We start from the raw sequence: 21072 nt of genomic DNA on the forward strand, positions 1-21072 counted from the left end.
GCTGCGAAGAGGCCGGTGACAGCGCCGAAGATCTACTGTGCTGTCACTGGCCTCTTCGCAGCGCAAGGCTGCTCCTACAGGTCAGCCTGCCCAGCGACTATCAGCCTACCCAGCCACTGGCCTTCATCGCCGAATACACCGCCACCACCGCCAGCACGAAGAACGCGGTAGCCGCCAGTCGGCGAATCAGGGTCAACGGCAGTTTGTCTGCCGCAAAGTTACCCGCCAATACCACCGGCACGTTGGCAATCAGCATGCCCAGTGTGGTGCCGATGATGACCATGATCAGGTGCGGGTATTGCGCGGCAAGCATGACTGTCGCCACCTGGGTCTTGTCGCCGATCTCGGCCAGGAAAAACGCAATCAGCGTGGTGAGGAACGGGCCGAAGCGGCGCGCAGGGTTTTCATCGTCATCCATCTTGTCCGGCACCAGCGTCCACAGCGCCGTGGCAGTGAAGCTGGCGGCCAGGATCCAGTGCAGCGCCGAGTCGCTGAAGAACCCGCCGACCCACGCACCCACGGCGCCCGCGGCGGCATGGTTGGCCAGGGTAGCGGCGATGATGCCGGCGATGATCGGCCAAGGCTTGCGGAAGCGAGCGGCGAGAATGAGCGCGAGCAGTTGCGTCTTGTCGCCGATTTCGGCGAGGGCAACGATGGCGGTGGGGACCAGCAGAGATTCCAGCATCAGGTTTCCTACGGGGGCGGGTCGACACGGCTATGACACGTACAGCCTTCCCGCCCCGGGTAAGGTGTGCGTGTCATAGGTCTTGTCAAACCGCGGATCCGTCTGTGCGGATCTCTCTATGCAGGCTCTGCATAGTGGGTCGCACGCGCCATGGCCTGTGGGCCAAGTATGTTGACGCGTGCCGGGCGAGCTGGGGGCTCGCGGGAGACTACTCCCCTAGGACGGTGCGGATTCTGCCTAGCCGAAGCGGTTTCGGCAAGCGCTGTTTTTAACCGCGTGTTGCCCGGTAGATCCGGAAACCGTCCGCCTCGGCGCGGACCTGGCAGTTACCCAAGGCCCCTTCGATCAGTGGCTGGTAACGCAGGAAGCTATTGGCAACAAGGCGCATTTCGCCACCTTTTCGCAGATGAACGCCGGATTTTTTCAGCAAGTTCTCCGAGGCCTGGTAATTGGTGTGCACCCCGGTATGAAACGGCGGGTTGCTCAGAATCACGCTCAGGTCGGCAGGGGCTGCGTCGATGCCATCACCGCTGATCACTTCACCTTCCAGGCCGTTGGCGGCCAACGTCAGGCGGCTGGCTGCCACGGCAAACGCGTCTACATCAAGCAGGGTCAGCCGGCTTTGCGGGTAGCGGCGTTTGACCGTGGCGCCCAGCACCCCAGCACCGCAACCGAAGTCCAGCACATGTCCGCTTGGCAGGCCATCCAGGTGTTTGAGCAGCAGGGCGCTGCCGCGATCGAGGCGACCGTGGCTGAACACGCCCGGCAGGCTGACCACCTGCAGTGGGCCATCCTCGAGGTCGAGTTCGAAGCGCTCGGCCAGGCTTTCCAGCGGCGTGGCCGCAGGCGCGTGGTCAACGGTCACCTGCCACAACTGGCAATGCCGGGCGCTGTCGAGCTTGCGCGGTTTGCCAAAGGCCTGCAGTTGCTTGGCCGCGCCTTCGATACCGCCGCGTTTCTCGCCGACCAGGTACAGCTCGCGCCCGGCCAGGCGCGAGGCCAGGGCGTTGAGCAGGTAGGCGGCCAGCTCGCGGGACTTGGGCAGGAACAGCACGGCGCTGTCGAAGGCCACCGGGGGGGCTTCGACACCGTAATGGCTACGGCCAGCGAAGCGGCCTTCGAGCATGGCCTGGTCACCGGCATGCCAAGTCCAGCCATGGGCCATGGGCAGGTGGCCGAGCAGGTCGTCGGCAGGCGCGCCGGCGAGCAGCAGCGGGCCTTGGAACAGGTCCGCCTGGCGGAGCAACACTTCACTGCGCGGGTCCATGGACTACGCCTCCTGTAAAAAAGTCGCGCAGTGTAGCAGAGGCTAACGCTGCGCTCAGCTGACCACGCGGCGTGGCTGACCGGCGAAATAGGCCTGGGCATTCTCGCTGAGCTGGCCGACGATGCGCTGGCGCGACTCCACCGCACCCCAGGCACTGTGCGGGGTGATGATCAGCCGCGGGATATCGCCTGCCAGCAGCGGGTTGCCGTTGACCGGTGGCTCGACGCTCAGCACGTCAGTAGCTGCGCCACCCAGGTGGCCTTGGCGCAGGGCGTCGGCCAAGGCCTGTTCGTCGATCAAGCCACCCCGTGCAGTATTCACCACCAGGGCGCCGGGCTTGAGCAGGGCCAGCTCACGGGGCCCGATCATGTGCCGGGTATGCTCGTTCAGCGGGCAATGCAAGGTCAGTGCGTCCACTTGCGGCAGCAGGTCTTCCAGGGGCATACGGTCGGCGCGCTCCGGGCGGCCAGGGATCTGCCCGCTCAGGACGCGCATGCCGAAGGCTTCGGCCAGGCGCGCCACTGCGCCGCCCAGTTCGCCATGGCCGAGCAGGCCGAGGGTTTTGCCCTCCAGCTCGACGATGGGGAAGTCCAGCAGGCAGAACTGGCTGGCCTTGGCCCATTGGCCGTCGGCCACTGCCTGGTTGTAGTCGCACAGCCGCGTGGCCAAGGCCAGCAGCAAGGCGAGGGTATGCTGGGCCACCGACGGCGTGCCATAGCCCTGGCAGTTGCACACGGTGATGCCTTGGGCGCGGGCCGCCGCGAGGTCGACATTGTTGGTGCCGGTGGCGGCCACCAGGATCAGCTTGAGCTGCGGGTTGGCCGTAAGGGTCGCGGCATCCAGCATGACCTTGTTGCTGATTACCGCGACGGCGCCCTGCAGGCGTTCGGCGACCTGCTCTGGACGGGTGGCGGCAAACAGCTCGAATGCGTCGAACTGGTCCTGCAAGGGGGACAGGTCGAGGTCACCTAAGTCCAGTGACTGGTGATCGAGAAACACGGCGCGACGCGAGCTGAGCATGGGGTTCTCCGGTGGCAGGACGGGAAATGGGCCATCAACTTCGGGGGCACTGTCCGAAGCGGTTGAGCGCAGTGTCTAGCCCGCGGTTACCGCGCGTCAACGCCTGCCACTCATACCTCGTCGGTCCAAATCATTCCTTCGGCTGATTTGACCGTCACATTCAGCTACTACAGTAGATCCAGACTTGTCCGGCCCGTTTTTCAGAAAAGGGATACCCATGTTGCAGACCCGCATCATCAAACCCGCCGAAGGCGCCTACGCCTACCCCCTGCTGATCAAACGCCTGCTGATGTCCGGCAGCCGCTACGAGAAAACCCGCGAGATCGTCTATCGCGATCAGTTGCGCCTGACTTATCCACAGCTCAACGAGCGTATTGCGCGCCTGGCCAATGTCCTGACTGAAGCCGGGGTCAAGGCCGGTGACACGGTGGCGGTGATGGACTGGGACAGCCATCGCTACCTGGAATGCATGTTCGCCATCCCGATGATCGGCGCGGTGGTGCACACCATCAACGTGCGCCTGTCGCCAGAACAAATCCTCTACACCATGAACCACGCCGAAGACCGCGTGGTGTTGGTCAACAGCGACTTCGTCGGCCTTTACCAGGCGATCGCCGGGCAGTTGACCACCGTCGACAAGACCTTGCTGCTGACCGACGGCCCGGACAAGACCGCCGAGCTGCCCAACCTGGTTGGCGAGTACGAGCAACTGCTTGCCGCCGCCAGCCCGCGCTATGACTTCCCGGATTTCGACGAAAACTCGGTGGCCACCACCTTCTATACCACCGGCACCACCGGCAACCCCAAAGGGGTGTACTTCACCCATCGCCAGCTGGTGTTGCATACCCTGGCCGAAACGTCGGTCACCGGCAGTATCGACAGTGTGCGCCTGCTTGGCAGCGACGACGTGTACATGCCCATTACCCCGATGTTCCACGTGCATGCCTGGGGCATCCCATACGCCGCCACCATGCTGGGCATGAAGCAGGTGTACCCGGGGCGTTACGAGCCGGACATGCTGGTCAAGCTGTGGCGTGAAGAGCAGGTCACCTTCTCCCATTGCGTGCCGACCATCCTGCAGATGTTGCTCAATTGCCCGACCGCCCAGGGCCAAGACTTCGCAGGCTGGAAGATCATCATCGGCGGCAGCGCGCTCAACCGCTCGCTGTATCAGGCGGCCCTGGCGCGCGGCATCCAGCTGACTGCCGCGTACGGCATGTCCGAGACCTGCCCGCTGATCTCGGCAGCGCACCTGAACGATGAACTGCAGGCGGGCAGCGAGGACGAGCGTGTCACCTACCGAATCAAGGCCGGTGTGCCGGTGCCGTTGGTCGAGGCGGCGATCGTCGACGGCGAGGGCAATTTCCTCCCGGCCGATGGCGAGACCCAGGGCGAGCTGGTGCTGCGCGCGCCCTGGCTGACCATGGGTTACTTCAAGGAGGCGCAAAAGAGCGAAGAGCTTTGGCAGGGCGGCTGGCTGCACACCGGTGATGTCGCGACCCTCGACGGTATGGGCTACATCGATATCCGCGATCGCATCAAAGATGTGATCAAGACCGGCGGGGAGTGGATATCTTCGCTCGATCTCGAAGACTTGATCAGCCGTCATTCGGCCGTGCGCGAAGTGGCGGTGGTGGGGGTCGCCGACCCGCAGTGGGGCGAGCGGCCGTTTGCCCTGTTGGTGGTACGTGATGGGCAGGCCATCGATGCCAAGTCACTCAAGGACCACCTCAAGCCTTTTGTCGAAGAAGGGCACATCAATAAATGGGCGATTCCAAGCCAGATCGCCGTTGTTACTGAAATTCCCAAGACCAGTGTCGGCAAACTCGACAAGAAACGCATCCGCCAGGACATCGTCCAGTGGCAGGCCAGTAACAGCGCGTTCCTTTCTACCCTGTAAACCCCGTGCGGGTCGTGGACGACAGAACACGACCCGCAGGCTAGAGAGCTCGGCGCCTTGCCAAACAGGAAAAATGCGCCATGCTTCAGCACGGCCAGCACGTAACCCGAAAAACCTCGTAGCGAGTTGGCGGCACGGAGCGCAAATCACACTTTAGAGGGATCAAGCGCCTGTGCCTTGCTGGCTATAGTCGAGGCCAGGAGATTTTCAGGAATGGGGGAGGGCGACACGCGCAAGCCGTGTTGCCGCAGGTGCAAACCTGCACACCGGTCCCACGGACCGTTTCTGAAAGGACTCACTGCCATAACAAAAAAGTACATGGAGTAGCGTCGATGAAATCTGCAAACCTGTTCTGGCGCCGGGCCAAGTTGCCCTTGGCCGTCAGCCTTGCTTCCACGCTCGCAAGTCCTGCTTTCGCTGTCAGTTTCAACATAGGTGAAATCGAAGGGCAGTTCGACTCGTCGCTCTCCGTTGGCGCCAGCTGGTCGACCGCCAGCCCGAACAAGAACCTGATCGGGGTCAACAATGGCGGCAAGGGGCTGTCGCAGACCTCCGATGACGGCCACCTCAACTTCAAGCGTGGCGAGACCTTCTCCAAGATCTTCAAGGGCATCCACGACCTGGAGCTCAAGTACGGCGACACCGGGGTGTTCGTGCGTGGCAAGTACTGGTACGACTTCGAACTCAAGGACGAAAGCCGCCAGTTCAAGGACATCAGCGACTCCAACCGCAAGGAAGGCGCCAAGTCGTCCGGCGCCGAACTGCTCGATGCGTTCGTCTACCACAACTATTCGATTGGCGACATGCCAGGCTCGGTGCGCTTGGGCAAGCAGGTTGTCAGCTGGGGTGAGAGTACCTTCATCGGCGGCGGTATCAACTCGATCAACCCGATCGATGTGTCCGCGTTCCGCCGCCCAGGGGCCGAGATCAAGGAAGGCCTGATCCCGGTCAACATGTTCTACATCTCCCAGAGCCTGACCGACAACCTGTCGGCCGAGGCCTTCTACCAGATCGAATGGGACCAGACCGTCGTCGACAACTGCGGCACGTTCTTCTCGCAGCCGGACATCATTGCCGACGGCTGTACCGACAACCTGCGCGTGCTAAACAGCAGCCGCACAGTACCGGGCGCGGCCCAGCAGTTCCTCGCCACCCAGGGCGTGAACATCAATGAGGAAGGCGTGATGGTGCGCCGCGGGGCCGACCGTGATGCCCGTGACAGCGGCCAGTTCGGTGTGGCGCTGCGCTACATGTTCGACCCGCTGGACACCGAGTTCGGTGCCTACTTCATGAACTACCACAGCCGTGCGCCGATCTTCAGCGCCACGGGTGCCCCGCCCTCCGTGTTCGCTGGCCTGAGTGCCCTGCCAGCACAGTTGCGCGCGCTGGCACCGCTGATCGTGGCTGGTAACTCCGAGTACTTCGTCGAGTACCCTGAGGACATCCGCCTCTACGGCCTGAGCTTCTCCACCACGCTGCCTACCGGTACCGCCTGGAGTGGTGAAGTCAGCTACCGCCCCAACGCGCCTGTGCAGCTCAATACCACCGACATCCTGTTCTCGGGTGTACGCCCAATTGGTGGCGCCCTGAGCAATGCTTCGCTGCTCTCCGGGACCCCAGGTCAGGACCTGCACGGCTACCGCCGCAAGGAAATCACCCAGTTCCAGACCACCCTGACGCACTTCTTCGACCAGGTGATGGGCGCCAGCCGCATGACCGTGGTAGGTGAGGTGGGGGTCACCCATGTCGGCGGCCTGGAAAACGCCCACGAAACCCGCTACGGCCGCGACCCGGTATTCGGCCCAGGCCCACTGCCGGCCACAGGTGGCGCAGATACCTGCCAGGCGCTCAACGCCAGCACCATCGCAGGCGCGGGTGCCGGTGCGTCGACCACCAACCTGAATCGCAGGTGCGAGAACGACGGCTACACCACCAGCACCTCTTGGGGTTACCGCGGCCGGGTCATCTGGGACTACAACGACGTCTTCGCCGGGGTCAACCTCAAGCCGAGCGTGGCCTGGTCGCATGACGTTTCCGGCTACTCGCCCGGCCCTGGCGCCAACTTCGAAGAAGGCCGCAAGGCCGTCAGCCTGGGCCTGGACGCCGAGTACCAGAACACCTACACGGCGAGCCTGTCGTACACCAACTTCTTCGACGGCAAGTACAGCACCGTGGATGACCGCGACTTCGTCGCCCTCAGCTTCGGCGTGAACTTCTAAGAATACTGATCCAGGACGACACGACATGAACAAGACCAGAAGTCTGCTGCAAGCCGGTGTGCTGGGCCTGTCCCTGCTGGCGACCAGTGTCATGGCAGCGGTGTCTGCCGATGAGGCGGCCAAGCTGGGCAGCACCCTGACCCCGATGGGCGCCGAAAAGGCCGGTAACGCCGATGGCTCGATCAGTGCTTGGCAACCGCTGTCGAAAACAGCGGGCAGCGCCGATGCCAAGGGGTTCCTTTCCGACCCGTATGGCAGCGAAAAGCCGCTGTTCACCATCACCGCGCAGAACGTTGACCAGTACAAGGACAAGCTCTCGCCGGGCCAGGTAGCAATGTTCAAGCGCTACCCGGACACCTTCAAGATCCCGGTATTCAAGACCCACCGCGGCGCCACCGTGCCTGACGATGTATTCGCCGCCATCAAGGAAAACGCCACCAAGACCACCCTGGTCGAAGGCGGCAATGGCCTGAACAACTTCCGCACCGCCGTGCCATTCCCGATCCCCCACAGTGGCCTCGAGGTGATCTGGAACCACATCACCCGCTACCGTGGTGGCAGCGTCAGCCGGTTGGTCACCCAGGCTACGCCACAGCAGAACGGCTCCTACAGCCTGGTGTACTTCTCGGACCAGTTCGTCTTCCGCGACAAGATGAAGGACTACGACCCGAACAACCCAGGCAACATCCTGTTCTACTTCAAGCAGGAAGTGACCGCCCCGGCGCGCCTGGCCGGTACGGTACTGCTGGTACACGAGACCCTGGACCAGGTGAAGGAGCCGCGCAAGGCGTGGATCTACAACGCCGGCCAGCGCCGCGTGCGCCAGGCGCCGCAAGTGTCGTACGACGGCCCAGGCACCGCTGCCGACGGCCTGCGTACCTCGGATAACCTGGACATGTACAACGGCGCGCCAGACCGCTACGACTGGAAGCTTGAGGGCAAGAAGGAGCTGTACATCGCGTCCAACAGCTACAAGCTCGACTCGCCGAGCCTGAAGTACGCCGACATCCTCAAAGCCGGGCACATCAACCAGGACCTGACCCGCTACGAGCTGCGCCGGGTATGGCATGTGGTCGCGACGCTCAAACCAGGCCAGCGCCACATCTACGCCAAGCGTGACTTCTACATCGACGAAGACACCTGGCAGGCTGCGGTGATCGACCAATATGACGGGCGTGGCCAGCTGTGGCGGGTGTCCGAAGCGCACTCCCAGGATTACTACAACGTGCAGGTACCGTGGTACACCCTGGAAACCATCTACGACCTGCAGTCGGGTCGTTATTTGGCGCTGGGCATGAAGAACGAAGAGAAGCGTGCCTACGACTTCGGCTTCAGTGCCAGCAAGGCTGATTTCCAGCCTGCGGCCCTGCGCCAGTCAGGTGTACGTTAATCTGAAAGCCTTTCACTCCTGTGATCCCCAGAACGCCCCGGCTTGCCCGGGGCGTTTTTTTATCCTGCTCCGGCGATGGTTTCAGGGCAAACACAAGCCCTGTAGGAGCAGCCTTGTGCTGCGAAGAGGCCGGTAAGGCTAGAGATTATCTTCGGCTGCAATGGCCACTTCGCAGCACAAGGCTGCTCCTACAGGTATTGCACTGGCTTTGAACGCAGAGAAATACCTGTGGGAGAGGGCAATAAATCTGCTGAATACCCAACCAAACCCCCGCTCCAGCCTCTGTCCATCAGGGTTGTTGCTTTTTGTCGTAGTCTTTTACAGCCCTATTGTGCCCATCATCTTCAAATGCGCTGCATTACCCGCTAGTCTCGCAAACATCCGTACCGCCGTTGTCTTCCCATCAGAACGAGCCGGCCATGACAGATCTGTCCCGTACGCATGGATTCGCCAGCCAGGCCCTAGGCCTGCTGGACGGGCGTTTCTTCCGGCCGCCGCTGCCGGACGGCCATGTGCCGCGTGCGCGGTTGTGTCAGCGTTTGCACGCCGGCCTCAATGGCCGGTTGCTGCTGGTCAACGCACCGGCAGGCTTTGGCAAAAGCTCGCTGGCCATCGAATTTTGCGAATCCCTGCCGGAGCATTGGCGCAGCCTCTGGCTTGGCCTGAGCCAGCGCGATGCCGACCCCGGCCGCTTTCTCGAACGGCTGCTCGAAGGCCTGCAGCAGTACTGCCCTGCATTGGGTGGCCAAGCCATGGGCCTGCTGAAAATGCGCCAGCGCCACCAGCCCTTCGCGTTCGAGGAGTGGATCGACGGCCTGCTCGACGAACTTGCCCAATACCTGCAAGCCGATACACCCTTGCTGTTGGTGCTGGACGACTACCATTTGGCCCAAGGGCCCGTGCTCGACCGCTGCCTGCAGTTTTTCCTCAATCACTTGCCCAGTGGCCTGGTGCTGTTGATCACCAGCCGCCAGCGCCCGGACTGGCACCTGGCGCGCCTACGCCTGTCGCGGCAACTGGTTGAACTCAACGAGCAGGAGCTGCGGCTGACACCCGACGAGTCACTGGCGGTAATCGGCCGCCAGCCCACCGGCTTGCGCGGCCAGGCGCTGGATAACCTGATCCAGCGCAGTGACGGCTGGGTGGCGGGGCTGCGCTTCTGGCAGTTGGCCGCCAGCGAGTCCGGTGATGAGCAGGCCTTGCCCCACGCACTGCACGGTGGCGAGGGGTTGATACGCGACTACTTGCTGGAAGAAGTCATCGAGATCCTGCCGGCCGACATGCAGGCCTTTCTCTACGACACGGCGTGCCAGGAGCGCTTCTGTGCCCAGCTTTGCGATGCCCTGCGCGACCGCCAGGACAGCGCCGATATCCTGCGCTTCCTGCAGGCCCATCAAGTATTTCTGGTGCCCCTGGACGAGCACGGCCACTGGTTTCGTTACCATCACCTCTTCTCCGACCTGCTGCGAAGCCGCCAGGCCAGTGAATCGCCAGCGCGCCTGCACCTGCGTGCGTGCCGCTGGTTCGAAGCCCAGGGTTTGCTGGACGAGGCGGTTGAGCAGGCGCTACGGGCCGGCCACCTCGACGTGGCGGCCGGCCTGGTGCAGAGCCTCTCCGAGGAGCAACTGCTGGCCGAGCAGAACGTCGGCATGTTGCTGCGCTGGAAGATGGACTTGCCCGACAGCTTGCTGATCAGCACGCCGCGCCTGATCGTGCTGTACAGCTGGGCGTTGGGGCTGGCGTGCCAGCTGGATGCGGCCGAAGAGCTGGCAAGCTACCTCAGCCGTTTTCTGCCTGCGCCCTCGGCGACCGCGCAGAAGTCCATGCTGGCCCAGTGGCTGGCCCTGAGTGGGGTGATCGCGCGCGGGCGGGGGGATCGCGCGCTTACCCTGGCCTACTGTGGCGAAGCCTTGCAAAGCTTGCCGTGCAAGCGCTACGGCCAGCGCCTGGTGTGCCTGTCGACACTCTCCAACCTGGCCATCACCGATGCCGACTTCTGGCATGCACGCGGCTGGAACCGCGAAGCCCTGGAGCTGGCCCAGCGCGTCGGCAACCCGCTGTTCGAAGCCCTGGCTCATTACGATCGAGCACGCGTGCTGCATGCCCGCGGTGAAGTGCTGCGGGCGCTGGACGAAGTGCGCCAAGGCCTGCAGCGCCTGCAGGGGCTGTCGGGGCAGCGGTTGTACGCGGTACGGGCCAGGCTGACGCTCTACGAGGGTTACCTGCTGGTGTCGCGCCTGCAATCAGCCCAAGGCCGTGCGCGCTTGCGCGCGGGGCTTGGCGAAGCGCGTGCCTGCCGAGACATCAGCGTGCTGATCGGCCACTGCGTCATTGCCACGCTCGATGGCCGCGAGGGCCACTTCGCCGGAGCGTTCGCCGAGCTGGCCGAGGCGGAGCGGCTGATGCACATCTGGGATGTTCCACCGATCTACTACCTGGCCATGATTACCCTGGTGAAGTGCGAACTGTGGTTGGCACAGGGGCGCACCGATCTTGCCGAATCCTGGTTGCTGCGGCTGGGGCAGACCTACGGTGGCGAGCAACCGGCGGCAGCGCCGGAGTTCCACCCGCTATTACCCCTGCATATTGAACTGCAGCAGGCATTGCTCGAGCGTATCCAGTTGCGTACCGAGGCGTCGGTTCAGCGCCTGTCAGGGCTGGTCGAACGTGGCGTGGCCAGTGGCGGCATGCTGCTGGCCGTCAGTGCACTGTGCCAGTGGCTCGCTCTGCTGCTCGCTGAAGGCCGAGACGCGCAGGCTGCCGGGCTGCTGCCAAAGGCACTCGAGGCCGCCCAAGGCGGTGTCCTGCAACCGTTCCAACCCTTGCTCGAAAAACACCCGCAGTGGCTGCACGAGCAGCTTGCAGCGCGCTCGGCTTGCCCGGTCCAGGTCGAACTGCTCAAGCGCCTGCCTCCGTTACCTGCCGTCAGCAGTGGCAGTGGCGAGGCATTGAGTGGGCGGGAGCGGGCTGTGCTTGAGCTGATCGCCCAAGGCTGTTCCAACCAGCAGATCAGCGAACGGCTATTTATCTCGCTGCACACGGTGAAGACCCATGCCAGCCATATCAACAGCAAACTGGGGGTCGAGCGCCGCACCCAGGCGGTAGCCAAAGCCAAGGCGCTGGGCCTGCTGGCCTGAGAGTAGCCGCACCAAGGGTTTGCCCGCTAAAGTAATGGCTTGAGGCTATTACTTGGCCGTTGTTTAGCGCGCTGTGTGCTCTATCCTCATCTTTCCCGACCGGCTGCCGATACAGCATTCGGTGGTATGCATCGCCTTGCGCGATTTTTCAATCATCCCAATACAGGTCGTGTTGATGCTGCAGTACGGGCAAAAGAGCTTTCTGATCGTCGACGACTTTACCGACTTTCGTACGTCGACCCGTTCCATGTTGCGCGAACTGGGTGTGCGCGACGTGGACACGGCCGACAGCGGCGAGCAGGCGCTGCGCATGTGTGCGCAGAAGCGTTATGACTTCATCCTGCAGGATTTCCACCTGGGCGACGGCAAGAAGAACGGCCAGCAGGTGCTCGAGGACCTGATCCTCGACAAGCACATCAGCCATGAATGCGTGTTCATCATGGTGACCGCCGAGAGCAGCCAGGCCATCGTTCTCAGTGCCATCGAGCATGAGCCTGATGCCTACCTGACCAAGCCGTTCAACCGGGTGGGCCTGGCCCAGCGCGTCGAGAAGCTGTTCCAGCGCAAGACCTTGCTCAAGCCGATCCTCCAGGCGCTGGACCGCGGCCGCCCGGCCGAAGTGCTGGCAGCGTGTGCCGAGCTGTGCAAGAAGGACCCGCGTTTCGCCCCCCTGTGCCTGCGCTACCGCGCCGATGCCCTGCGCGGGCTCAATCGCTTCGACGAGCTGGAAAAGTTTCTCAAGGCCATTCTCGCTAGCCGCCCGCAGCCGTGGGTGTATTCGGCGCTGGGCAGCCTGATGCACAAGCGTGGCCAGAATGCCCAGGCCCAGGGTGTGTACGAACAGGCCCTGAAGGCCTTCCCGATCATGCCGGGCCTGTACGACGGCATGGCTGAAGTGCTGGTGGCGCAGGGCGAGACCAAGCGCGCGCAGAACATGCTGGAAGAAGCCGTGCGCCTGTCGCCGCTGTCGGTACGCCGGCAGTCCACGCTGGGCAAGCTGGCGCTGGGCAACGAAGATTTCGAAAGTGCCTCCAAGGCGTTCCGCCACGCCGTGAACCAGGGGCAGAGCTCGCGCTACAAGGATGCCGAGAACAACCTTGGTCTGGTTCAGGCGCTGATGAACAAGAACGCAGGTTTTGGCCTCGACGCCCGTACCCGCGTCGAGATCAACACCGTGCTCAGTGAAGTGGCCAAGGAATACCCTGAAGATCAGGGCCTGCAGGTACGCGCCCGTATGATGAAGGCCGCCAGCCTGCAGCAGGCCGGCGATGCCGAGACGGCCGCCAAGCTCACCGAGCAGGCCATGCAGCGTCTGGACAAGATGGAGCAGTTTTTCTCGGTCGATGCCGCGTTGACGGTGGCTGCTCAGCTGCAGGCGTCAGGGCAGGAAGCGGCCGCGCTCGGCGTGCTCAAAAGCTGCGTTGAAAGTTACGGCGATGACCCCAAAGTGATGCAGAGGGTGGCCAAGCTGACGGATGATCCGGCGGTGCTCAATGCGATCACCGAGGCCGTCACCCTCAACCGCCAGGGAGTGCGTAGTTACCAGGGAGGTCAGCTCGACGAAGCGCTGCAGTTGTTCCGCAAGGCCTTGGCCTTGCAACCCAAGAACATCAGCATCGCCCTCAACACCGCCCAGGCGCTGCTGCGCATCGGGGGGGATGACCCACAGCCTGCGATCATGCAGGAATGCCGCGACGCCTTGACCAGCGTGGCCGGCATCCCTGCCAGCGACAACCGCTATGACCGCTATGGCAAACTGCACATCCGAGTGTTCGGCGCATGAATCAAGACAATCAGGGGCTGGATTTTTCCACGGTGATCGCCTCCACCGTGCACGACCTCAAGAACTCCCTGTCCGCGCTGATCCAGTCCCATGACCAGTGGCTGGCGCGCTTGCCTGAAGAGTTGCGCGGCGGTACCGAGCAAGGGGTGATGGAACATGAGTTCCGGCACCTCAACGGTATGCTGGTGCAACTGCTGGGGTTGTACAAACTGGGCGTAAACCAGCTGCCGGTGTGCCCGGACTACCATGAGCTGGATGACTTCATCGAAGCCCAACTGGCCGCCCACCAAGAAGTGCTCAAGCACAACGACATCCTCGCCACCTGGCGCATCGACACCGACAACCCGCTGGGCTTTTTCGACCGCGAGCTGGTGGCATCGGTGATCGCCAACGTGATCACCAACGCCACCCGGTTTGCCGGGCATGCGTTGTTGATCAGCATTGAGGAAGAGGCGAATCAACTGGTCATCTGCGTCAACGATGACGGCCCGGGTTATCCACAGCGCATGCTTGAGCGCCAGGAAGAGTTCATCCAGGGCATCGATTCACACAGTGGCAGTACGGGCCTGGGCCTGTATTTCGCTGCGCGGATCGCGGCGCTGCATGAGAGCGATGGGGTGAGGGGGCGGATTGAAATTTCCAATGGCGGGGCGCTGGGGGGCGGGTTGTTCAGGTTGTTCTTGCCGTAAAACAGCATGGCAAGTGGGTGCAGGACACAATTCTGAGGCGCCTATGAGAACGAGCGCTGCCCGCGCGGCGCTTCGCAGCACAAGGCTGCTCCTACACTTGTTTCGGGCCAATTATTCCTGAGCCATTGGCGCCTGGCCCCTGACCGCCCATCTCAATATCGTGTCGAATCAACAAAGGCGGTCGCGCGCCAACATTACAGGCCTCACTGGCCCGAAACAGGTGTAGGAGCAGCCTTGTGCTGCGAAGCGCCGCGCGGGCGGCGCTCGATTTCGAAAACATCCAATACCGCCAGTCTTGCACCTGGCAGGCACAGCGCAATATCTTGTAAACCACCAGGAGCCACCTCGACTTGAAGCCGAGTGAGATCCTCAATGTTATTAAGATACACAATGAACCAAGCCCTACCCACCCTCATCCGCGAAACCTTCCCCGTAGGCCCCCTGCAGTGCAACTGCACCCTGATCGGCGACCCATTGACCAAAAAGGCCATCGTCGTCGACCCAGGCGGTGACCCGGACAAGATCCTCGCGCGCCTGCAGGCCCATGGCTTGACCCTGGTGAGCATCATCCACACCCACGCGCACTTCGATCACTTCCTCGCCTCGGGCAAGCTCAAGGAGCTGACCGGCGCGACGCTGCACCTGCACAAGGACGACCAGTCGCTGTGGGACAACCTGGAGATGCAATGCCAGATGTTCGGCGTGCCCTACACCCCGGTGCCGCCGCCAGATCGCTGGTTGAGTGATGACGAGGCGCTGGCCTGTGGTTGTGGCGTGGCCTTGCACACCCCAGGGCACACGCCGGGTTCGATGAGTTTCTGGTTTGCCGATGCCAAGCTGCTGATTGCCGGCGACACCCTGTTCCGTCGCGGTATTGGCCGCACCGATTTGTGGGGTGGCGATCAGCGGGCTATCGTTCGTTCGATCAAGGAGCGGCTGTACCGGCTGGATGAAGAGGCCATCGTGGTCACCGGCCACGGGCCAGATACCCGCCTGGGTGACGAGATGCGCGAGAACCCGTTCGTGCGGGCATGAACCTGCATGAAAAGGTGTTCATGGAATTTTTTGCCGTCTGGGCAATCCAAGGCTGGCATAGATCCATTCGCGGTCTGCCGCATTTATGAATTTCAGTAGGAGCTTGTCCATGTTCACCATGCGTCGTCTGATTATCGTCGCAACCGCCGCCGCCCTGATGACGGGCTGCGCCAGCCAGAACCCGTACGACAACCAGGGTCAGGCGCAGGGCTCCACGGGGATGAGCAAAACCGCCAAGTACGGCGGCCTGGGTGCGCTGGCTGGTGCCATCGCCGGCGCAGCCATCGACCACAACAACCGTGGTAAAGGCGCACTGATCGGCGCTGCCGCAGTGGGTGCCGCCGCCGCAGGTTACGGCTACTACGCCGACAAGCAGGAAGCCGAACTGCGCGCGCAAATGGCCAATACTGGCGTCGAAGTGCAGCGTCAGGGTGACCAGATCAAGCTGATCATGCCCGGCAACATCACCTTCGCCACCGACTCGGCCAACATCGCGCCTAGCTTCTACTCGCCGCTGAACAACCTGGCCGGCTCGTTCAAGCAGTTCAACCAGAACACCATCGAAGTGGTTGGCTTCACCGACAGCACCGGCAGCCGCCAGCACAACATGGACCTGTCCCAGCGCCGTGCGCAAGCGGTCAGCACCTACCTGACTTCGCAGGGTGTCGACGCTTCGCGTATTTCGGCGCGTGGCATGGGCCCGGACCAGCCGATCGCCAGCAATGCCGATGCTAACGGCCGTGCGCAGAACCGTCGTGTCGAGGTCAACCTGAAGCCGATTCCTGGCCAGCAGTATGACCAGGGCCAAGTTCAGCAGTAAAGCCACAACACAGGGGCCGCTGTGCGGCCCAATCGCCGGCAAGCCGACTCCCACATGACCGTGTGGGTCTCAAGTGCTGTGGGAGCCGGCTTGCCGGCGATTGGGCTGCACAGCAGCCCCTGGATTCAGCGTACGACGCTGGCCTGGATCGCCGTCAGGGCGATGGTATGCACGATGTCGTCCACCTGAGCCCCTCGCGGCAAATCGTTCACCGGCTTACGCAACCCCTGCAGCATCGGCCCCAGGCTGACCCCATCGGCGCTGCGCTGCACCGCTTTGTGCGTGGTGTTGCCGGTATTCAGATCAGGGAACACGAACACCGTGGCACGCCCGGCAACCGGGCTGTTCGGTGCCAGCTCGCGGGCAATGGCCGGGTTGGCCGCCGCGTCATACTGCAAGGGCCCATCGATCAACAGATCGTGCGCGGCGCCCTGCGCCAAGCGGGTCGCTTCACGCACCTTGTCGACTTCTTCATCGCTCGCCGAATCGCTTGAATAACTGATCATCGCCACCCGCGGCGCGATGCCGAAGGTGTGTGCCGATTCGGCGCTCTGCTGGGCAATTTCTGCTAGTTCTGCGGCACTTGGGTGCGGGTTCATCACGCAGTCGCCGTACACCAGCACCTGCTCGGGGAACAGCATGAAGAATACCGAGGACACCAGGCTGGCACCTGGCGCGGTCTTGATCAGCTGCAGGGCAGGGCGGATGGTGTTGGCGGTGGAGTGCACCAGGCCCGACACCAGGCCGTCGACTTCATCCAGGGCCAACATCATGGTGCCGATCACCACCGGGTCTTCCAGCTGCTGCTCGGCCATCGGGGCGTTGAGGTTCTTGCTCTTGCGCAGGTTGACCATCGGTTCGACATAGCGCCCGCGAATCAACTCAGGGTCGAGTATCTCCAGGTCCGCAGGCAAGGTAATGCCCTGCGCACGGGCGACCGCTTCGACTTCTTCCGGCTTGGCCAGCAGCACGCAACGCGCAATGCCACGGGCCTGGCAGATCGCTGCCGCCTGTACCAGCAGCGGTTCGGCGCCTTCTGGTAGGACGATGCGTTTGTTGGCCTGTTGCGCGCGCTGGATCAGTTGGTAGCGGAATACTGCAGGCGACAGGCGCAACTCGCGTGGCGTGCCGCAGCGCTGGTGCAACCAGGCAGCGTCGAGGTGGCTGGCGACAAAGTCGGTGATAAATTCGGCACGCTCGCGGTCATCCACCGGGATCTCGCGGTTCAGCGAATTGAGCTGGTTCGCCGTGTCGTACGAACCCGTACTCACCGACAGAATCGGCAGGCCGGCTTGCAAGGCGCCGCGGCACAAGCCGAGGATGCGTGCGTCGGGCTTGCTGTCGCTGGTCAGCAGCAGACCGGCCAGGGGCACGCCATTGATCGCCGCGAGGCTTACGGCAAGGATGATGTCGTCGCGGTCACCCGGGGTCACCACCAAGGTGCCAGGGGTGAGCAGCGGCACGGTGTTGGCCACCGTGCGCGCACAAATGATGATCTTGCTCATGCGCCGCTGCTCGTAATCGCCCGCGTTGAGCACTTGAGCCCCCAGCAGGTCGGCCACGTCGCGGGTGCGTGGGGCATTCAGCTCGGGCTGGTAAGGGATGCAGCCGAGCAGGCGGAAGTCGTTGCCGCGCAGGAGTGGTGAATGTTCGCGCAGGCGTGTGGCGAAGTCCGCCATGCTTTCGTCGGTGCGCACCTTGTTGAGGATCACCCCGAGCACTTTCGGGTCGCGAGGGCCGCCGAACAGCTGGGCCTGCAGCTCGACGCGGCCTGACAGCTCGCTGAGTACCTCGTTTTCGGGCGCCGAAACCAGTATTACCTCGGCATCCAGGCTCTTGGCCAGGTGCAGGTTGACCCGCGCCGCGTAACTGGCGTGGCGGGTAGGCACCATGCCTTCGACTACGACCACGTCATTGCCGATGCAGGCTTGCTGGTAGAGGCGGATGATTTCCTCCAGCAGCTCGTCCAGCTGGCCATCGCCGAGCATGCGCTCGACGTGGGCCAGGCTCAGCGGCATGGGCGGTTTGATGCCGTGGGTGCGTGCGACCAGTTCGGTGGAACGTTCCGGGCCGGTGTCACCCGGGTGGGGCTGGGCGATCGGCTTGAAAAAGCCGACCTTCAGACCTGCGCGCTCAAGGGTGCGCACCAGGCCCAGACTGATCGACGTCAGGCCGACACCAAAGTCGGTCGGCGCTATGAAAAAAGTTTGCATGCGTGCTTCTCGAATTAAAGCGGTGCAAGGAATCAACGGCCAAGGGTAGCGCTATCGGCTGCCTGTGCACACCAGCCACACGCGAAAGCCTCGCCGATGCGCTGTTGGCGCTGCTCGGCATCGAGCACCCAAGGGCGCGCTTGCCAGGGGGGTTGGTGACGAAGGTGCTGGGTGTGGCCGCACGACAACTCGACCACCCAGTGGCCTTCTTCGTCCTGATGGAAGCCAGTGATCCGACTGATGGGCTGTTCCTCGGCCGAGGCGCGTTCGCAATCGGGCGATGGCTTGGTTACACTTGTCCGCTCTACATACTTTTGCAAAAGGTCTTGCCCCATGCTGATCGCCGCCAACAAGGCTGTCTCCATCGACTATACCCTGACCAACGACGCCGGGGAGACCATCGACAGCTCCGCCGGTGGCGCGCCGCTGGTTTACCTGCACGGTGCCGGCAACATCATCCCGGGCCTGGAAAAGGCCCTGGAAGGCAAGCAGGCCGGTGACGAGCTGAACGTCTCCATCGAGCCAGAAGACGCCTACGGTGAATACCTGGCCGAGCTGGTCAGCACCCTGAACCGCAGCCTGTTCGAAGGCGTCGACGAGCTGGAAGTCGGCATGCAGTTCCACGCGTCGGCGCCGGATGGCCAGATGCAGATCGTCACCATTCGCGACATCGACGGCGACGACGTCACCGTTGACGGCAACCACCCGCTGGCCGGCCAGCGCCTGACCTTCCAGGTCAAGGTTGTCGACGTGCGTGACGCCAGCGAAGAAGAAATCGCGCACCGTCACATCCACGGTGAAGGTGGCCATCACCACTGATTTTCTGCGCTAAGCTCAGAGAGTCGCCAGGCGCTCGGGCAAGCCGATTTGCCTTCCCTACGGGAGGTGGACGGCTTGGACGAGCGCCTTTTTATTGGGCGCATTTCGCCCTGCGGCCATCGGGAACCTGAGAGGGGATTACATCATGAGTGCTTTTCACGACCTGAAATTGGAGGCGCTGAACGGCGGGGAACTGCCCCTCGCACCGTTCAAGGGCCAAGTGGTGCTGGTGGTCAATGTTGCCTCCAAGTGTGGCCTGACGCCGCAATACGCTTCGCTGGAGACGCTGCATCAGCAGTTCAAGGGCAAAGGCTTCAGCGTTTTGGGGCTGCCGTGCAACCAGTTTGCCGGCCAGGAGCCCGGCAGCGAGAAAGAGATCCAGGAGTTCTGCAGCCTCAACTATGGTGTCAGCTTCCCGCTGGGCGCCAAGCTTGAGGTCAACGGGCCGCACCGCCATTCGCTGTATCGCCTGCTGGCGGGGGAAGGCGCTGAGTTCCCAGGCGACATCACCTGGAACTTCGAAAAGTTTCTGGTGGGCAAGGATGGGCGCGTGCTGGCGCGTTTCTCACCGCGCACTGCGCCGGATGATCCGGCCGTGGTTCAGGCCATCGAGAAGGCGCTGGGCTGAAGCATGGGCGCGCGCGGCGGCTGAAGGTCAGCCGCGATGCGCTGTCGAACCTGGCTTGATCGCCAGTGCAGCACCTGAAGCTTTTTGCGTGTCGCCTGTGCGTTGTTTGCAAGCACTGCACAGGTAGGTTTCGAACTGCTCGACAATCGCCGGCCAGCCCTGTCGGCTGGCGTGCTGCCGTGCGTTCAGGCGCACCCGGCGCAGGGTTTCTTCCTCTTCCACTAGCCAGCAAGCGGCATCGATGAAGGCCGCCTGGTCGCCAGGCATCGCCAACGCACCGCTATGGCCATGCCGAATGTGCTGGGCAGCCGCTGCCTCATCATAGGCGACCACCGCCAAGCCTGAGGCCATGCCTTCGAGCACCACATTGCCAAAGGTTTCGGTCAGGCTTGGGAACAGGAACAGGTCACCGCTGGCATAGTGCTCGGCCAGGACTTCACCCCGCTGGGCACCACAGAACACGGCATCAGGCACCTGCTGCTGCAAGGTGGCGCGCTGTGGGCCGTCACCGACCACGATCAGGCGCAAGCGCTTGTGTGGATAAGTCTTCTGCAGGGCGTCCAGGCACGGGCGCAGCACCCCAAGGTTTTTTTCCGCCGCCAACCGGCCGACATGCAGCACGGCGATATCGTCCGGGCCGACCCCCCAGCTTTCGCGCAGTGCCTGGCTGCGCCGGGCCGGGTTGAACAGGCAAGCGTCGACCCCGCGGGCCAACAGGTCCAGGCGCTCGAAACCACGGCGCTCCAGCTCCAGGCGCTGGCTGACGCTGGGCACCAGGGTGATCGCCGTGCGGCGATGGAACCAGCGCAGGTAATGGGTGAGCAGGCGTGCGAGCAAGCCCAAGCCGTACTGGCCGGAATACTGCGGGAAGTTGGTATGGAACCCGCTGACCACTGGTACTCCCAGGCGCCGTGCCGCACGCAATGCGCTCAACCCCAAAGGCCCCTCGGTGGCGATGTACAGCACGTCCGGTCGCTGCCTGCGCCAACGCCGCAACAGCCGGTGCATCGACACTTCGCCCCATTGCAGGCCGGGGTAGCCGGGCAAGGCCCAACCGCGGCACAGCATCAGTTGCGGATCGTTGTGCACAGGCTCCTCGCCGGCTTGGCGGGGGCGGACGATCTCGATGTCATGCCCGCGTTGGCGCAACCCTTCGCTGAGGCGGCCAAGGGTGTTGGCGACACCATTGATCTCGGGGGGGAAGGTTTCGCTGACGAGGGTGATGCGTAGGGCGGGTGTATTCATGACAAAAAGTTTCCGCTCGCATCATTGCGCCGATGTGACGGCCTTGTGACGTGCAAATGACGCCTGATTGCCGGCTGTTTCAATTGTGTGAATATTTGCGTGGGCGGCGCTCAAGAACCTGGCAGTGGCAGCCGATGAAGATGCATTCGATTACGTGCTGCGCTCCAGGAGAGCGGTGATGTTCAACAACAAGCTCAAGCAAGAAATCCAGCAATTGCGCGA

16 protein-coding genes and 1 riboswitch are annotated in these 21072 nt (G+C 63.0%); of the genes, 10 read left to right on the top strand and 6 right to left on the bottom strand.

All coding sequences use genetic code 11. From position 1 onward, the window contains the following. Positions 1-100 precede the first annotated feature (100 nt). From LOY53_RS03970 to LOY53_RS03980, 3 genes are all read right to left on the bottom strand, one after another. Positions 101-685 carry a TMEM165/GDT1 family protein gene (locus tag LOY53_RS03970; protein ID WP_027594448.1) on the bottom strand — a complete coding sequence of 195 codons (585 nt, stop codon included), beginning with the start codon at positions 683-685 and terminating at the stop codon, positions 101-103. Positions 686-781: 96 nt separating this feature from the next. Beyond that, positions 782-914, bottom strand: a riboswitch (yybP-ykoY riboswitch). Between the two features lie 39 nt (positions 915-953). After that, positions 954-1952, bottom strand: a complete 999-nt coding sequence (locus LOY53_RS03975) for a class I SAM-dependent methyltransferase (protein ID WP_252826685.1) — start codon at positions 1950-1952, stop codon at positions 954-956. A 54-nt stretch (positions 1953-2006) separates the two neighbouring features. Further along, positions 2007-2972, bottom strand: a complete 966-nt coding sequence (locus LOY53_RS03980) for a 2-hydroxyacid dehydrogenase (protein ID WP_252826686.1) — start codon at positions 2970-2972, stop codon at positions 2007-2009. 217 nt (positions 2973-3189) lie between these two features. Here LOY53_RS03980 and LOY53_RS03985 point away from each other — a divergent pair, with 217 nt between their 5' ends. The 8 genes from LOY53_RS03985 to LOY53_RS04020 all read left to right on the top strand — a co-directional run bounded on the left by LOY53_RS03985 (position 3190) and on the right by LOY53_RS04020 (position 15945). Continuing rightward, positions 3190-4872 (top strand): fatty acid--CoA ligase, encoded by a 1683-nt coding sequence (locus LOY53_RS03985; protein WP_238214489.1) that lies wholly within the window; start codon positions 3190-3192, stop codon positions 4870-4872. 332 nt (positions 4873-5204) lie between these two features. Beyond that, on the top strand, positions 5205-7091 hold the full coding sequence (locus LOY53_RS03990) for a DUF1302 domain-containing protein (protein WP_258703623.1): 1887 nt from the start codon (positions 5205-5207) through the stop codon (positions 7089-7091). Between the two features lie 25 nt (positions 7092-7116). Next, positions 7117-8481: a DUF1329 domain-containing protein gene (locus tag LOY53_RS03995; RefSeq protein ID WP_252826687.1), complete on the top strand. Its 1365-nt coding sequence runs from the start codon at positions 7117-7119 to the stop codon at positions 8479-8481. Between the two features lie 419 nt (positions 8482-8900). Further along, positions 8901-11618: a LuxR C-terminal-related transcriptional regulator gene (locus tag LOY53_RS04000; RefSeq protein WP_258703624.1), complete on the top strand. Its 2718-nt coding sequence runs from the start codon at positions 8901-8903 to the stop codon at positions 11616-11618. A 175-nt stretch (positions 11619-11793) separates the two neighbouring features. Then, positions 11794-13401, top strand: a complete 1608-nt coding sequence (locus tag LOY53_RS04005; protein WP_027594441.1) for a tetratricopeptide repeat-containing response regulator — start codon at positions 11794-11796, stop codon at positions 13399-13401. Further along, positions 13398-14090 (top strand): sensor histidine kinase KdpD, encoded by a 693-nt coding sequence (locus tag LOY53_RS04010; RefSeq protein ID WP_027594440.1) that lies wholly within the window; start codon positions 13398-13400, stop codon positions 14088-14090. The genes LOY53_RS04005 and LOY53_RS04010 overlap by 4 nt, the downstream gene beginning before the upstream one ends. 390 nt (positions 14091-14480) lie before the next feature. Beyond that, positions 14481-15125 (top strand): MBL fold metallo-hydrolase, encoded by a 645-nt coding sequence (locus LOY53_RS04015; protein WP_258703625.1) that lies wholly within the window; start codon positions 14481-14483, stop codon positions 15123-15125. A 109-nt stretch (positions 15126-15234) separates the two neighbouring features. Then, positions 15235-15945 carry an OmpA family protein gene (locus LOY53_RS04020; RefSeq protein ID WP_027594438.1) on the top strand — a complete coding sequence of 237 codons (711 nt, stop codon included), beginning with the start codon at positions 15235-15237 and terminating at the stop codon, positions 15943-15945. 125 nt (positions 15946-16070) lie between these two features. Here the strand turns inward: LOY53_RS04020 and pta are convergent, their stop codons facing one another. Beyond that, on the bottom strand, positions 16071-18158 hold the full coding sequence (gene pta, locus LOY53_RS04025; protein WP_027594437.1) for a phosphate acetyltransferase: 2088 nt from the start codon (positions 18156-18158) through the stop codon (positions 16071-16073). Between the two features lie 32 nt (positions 18159-18190). After that, positions 18191-18493 (bottom strand): DUF3565 domain-containing protein, encoded by a 303-nt coding sequence (locus LOY53_RS04030; protein WP_027594436.1) that lies wholly within the window; start codon positions 18491-18493, stop codon positions 18191-18193. Between LOY53_RS04030 and LOY53_RS04035 the strand changes: the two genes are divergently transcribed. Continuing rightward, positions 18492-18977 carry a peptidylprolyl isomerase gene (locus LOY53_RS04035; RefSeq protein WP_085274095.1) on the top strand — a complete coding sequence of 162 codons (486 nt, stop codon included), beginning with the start codon at positions 18492-18494 and terminating at the stop codon, positions 18975-18977. The two genes, LOY53_RS04030 and LOY53_RS04035, sit on opposite strands and share 2 nt — an antisense overlap. Positions 18978-19122: 145 nt before the next feature. After that, a complete protein-coding gene (locus LOY53_RS04040; protein WP_099452921.1) occupies positions 19123-19605 on the top strand; it encodes a glutathione peroxidase in 483 nt (160 codons plus the stop codon). A gap of 27 nt (positions 19606-19632) precedes the next feature. On the opposite strand, the gene LOY53_RS04045 is transcribed toward LOY53_RS04040, so the two are convergent. Next, positions 19633-20850, bottom strand: a complete 1218-nt coding sequence (locus LOY53_RS04045; protein WP_252826690.1) for a glycosyltransferase family 1 protein — start codon at positions 20848-20850, stop codon at positions 19633-19635. Positions 20851-21072: the final 222 nt, after the last annotated feature.

The sequence above is a fragment of the Pseudomonas sp. B21-031 genome, from assembly GCF_024748985.1.
Taxonomy (GTDB): Bacteria; Pseudomonadota; Gammaproteobacteria; order Pseudomonadales; family Pseudomonadaceae; genus Aquipseudomonas; species Aquipseudomonas kermanshahensis.

What these genes read in the sequence shown, in the direction of transcription:
- LOY53_RS03970 (WP_027594448.1), bottom strand. Translation starts at nt 685, where the DNA reads ATGCTGGAATCTCTGCTGGTCCCCACCGCCATCGTTGCCCTCGCCGAA.
- LOY53_RS03975 (WP_252826685.1), bottom strand. Translation starts at nt 1,952, where the DNA reads ATGGACCCGCGCAGTGAAGTGTTGCTCCGCCAGGCGGACCTGTTCCAA.
- LOY53_RS03980 (WP_252826686.1), bottom strand. Translation starts at nt 2,972, where the DNA reads ATGCTCAGCTCGCGTCGCGCCGTGTTTCTCGATCACCAGTCACTGGAC.
- LOY53_RS03985 (WP_238214489.1), top strand. Translation starts at nt 3,190, where the DNA reads ATGTTGCAGACCCGCATCATCAAACCCGCCGAAGGCGCCTACGCCTAC.
- LOY53_RS03990 (WP_258703623.1), top strand. Translation starts at nt 5,205, where the DNA reads ATGAAATCTGCAAACCTGTTCTGGCGCCGGGCCAAGTTGCCCTTGGCC.
- LOY53_RS03995 (WP_252826687.1), top strand. Translation starts at nt 7,117, where the DNA reads ATGAACAAGACCAGAAGTCTGCTGCAAGCCGGTGTGCTGGGCCTGTCC.
- LOY53_RS04000 (WP_258703624.1), top strand. Translation starts at nt 8,901, where the DNA reads ATGACAGATCTGTCCCGTACGCATGGATTCGCCAGCCAGGCCCTAGGC.
- LOY53_RS04005 (WP_027594441.1), top strand. Translation starts at nt 11,794, where the DNA reads ATGCTGCAGTACGGGCAAAAGAGCTTTCTGATCGTCGACGACTTTACC.
- LOY53_RS04010 (WP_027594440.1), top strand. Translation starts at nt 13,398, where the DNA reads ATGAATCAAGACAATCAGGGGCTGGATTTTTCCACGGTGATCGCCTCC.
- LOY53_RS04015 (WP_258703625.1), top strand. Translation starts at nt 14,481, where the DNA reads ATGAACCAAGCCCTACCCACCCTCATCCGCGAAACCTTCCCCGTAGGC.
- LOY53_RS04020 (WP_027594438.1), top strand. Translation starts at nt 15,235, where the DNA reads ATGTTCACCATGCGTCGTCTGATTATCGTCGCAACCGCCGCCGCCCTG.
- pta (WP_027594437.1), bottom strand. Translation starts at nt 18,158, where the DNA reads ATGCAAACTTTTTTCATAGCGCCGACCGACTTTGGTGTCGGCCTGACG.
- LOY53_RS04035 (WP_085274095.1), top strand. Translation starts at nt 18,492, where the DNA reads ATGCTGATCGCCGCCAACAAGGCTGTCTCCATCGACTATACCCTGACC.
- LOY53_RS04030 (WP_027594436.1), bottom strand. Translation starts at nt 18,493, where the DNA reads ATGGGGCAAGACCTTTTGCAAAAGTATGTAGAGCGGACAAGTGTAACC.
- LOY53_RS04040 (WP_099452921.1), top strand. Translation starts at nt 19,123, where the DNA reads ATGAGTGCTTTTCACGACCTGAAATTGGAGGCGCTGAACGGCGGGGAA.
- LOY53_RS04045 (WP_252826690.1), bottom strand. Translation starts at nt 20,850, where the DNA reads ATGAATACACCCGCCCTACGCATCACCCTCGTCAGCGAAACCTTCCCC.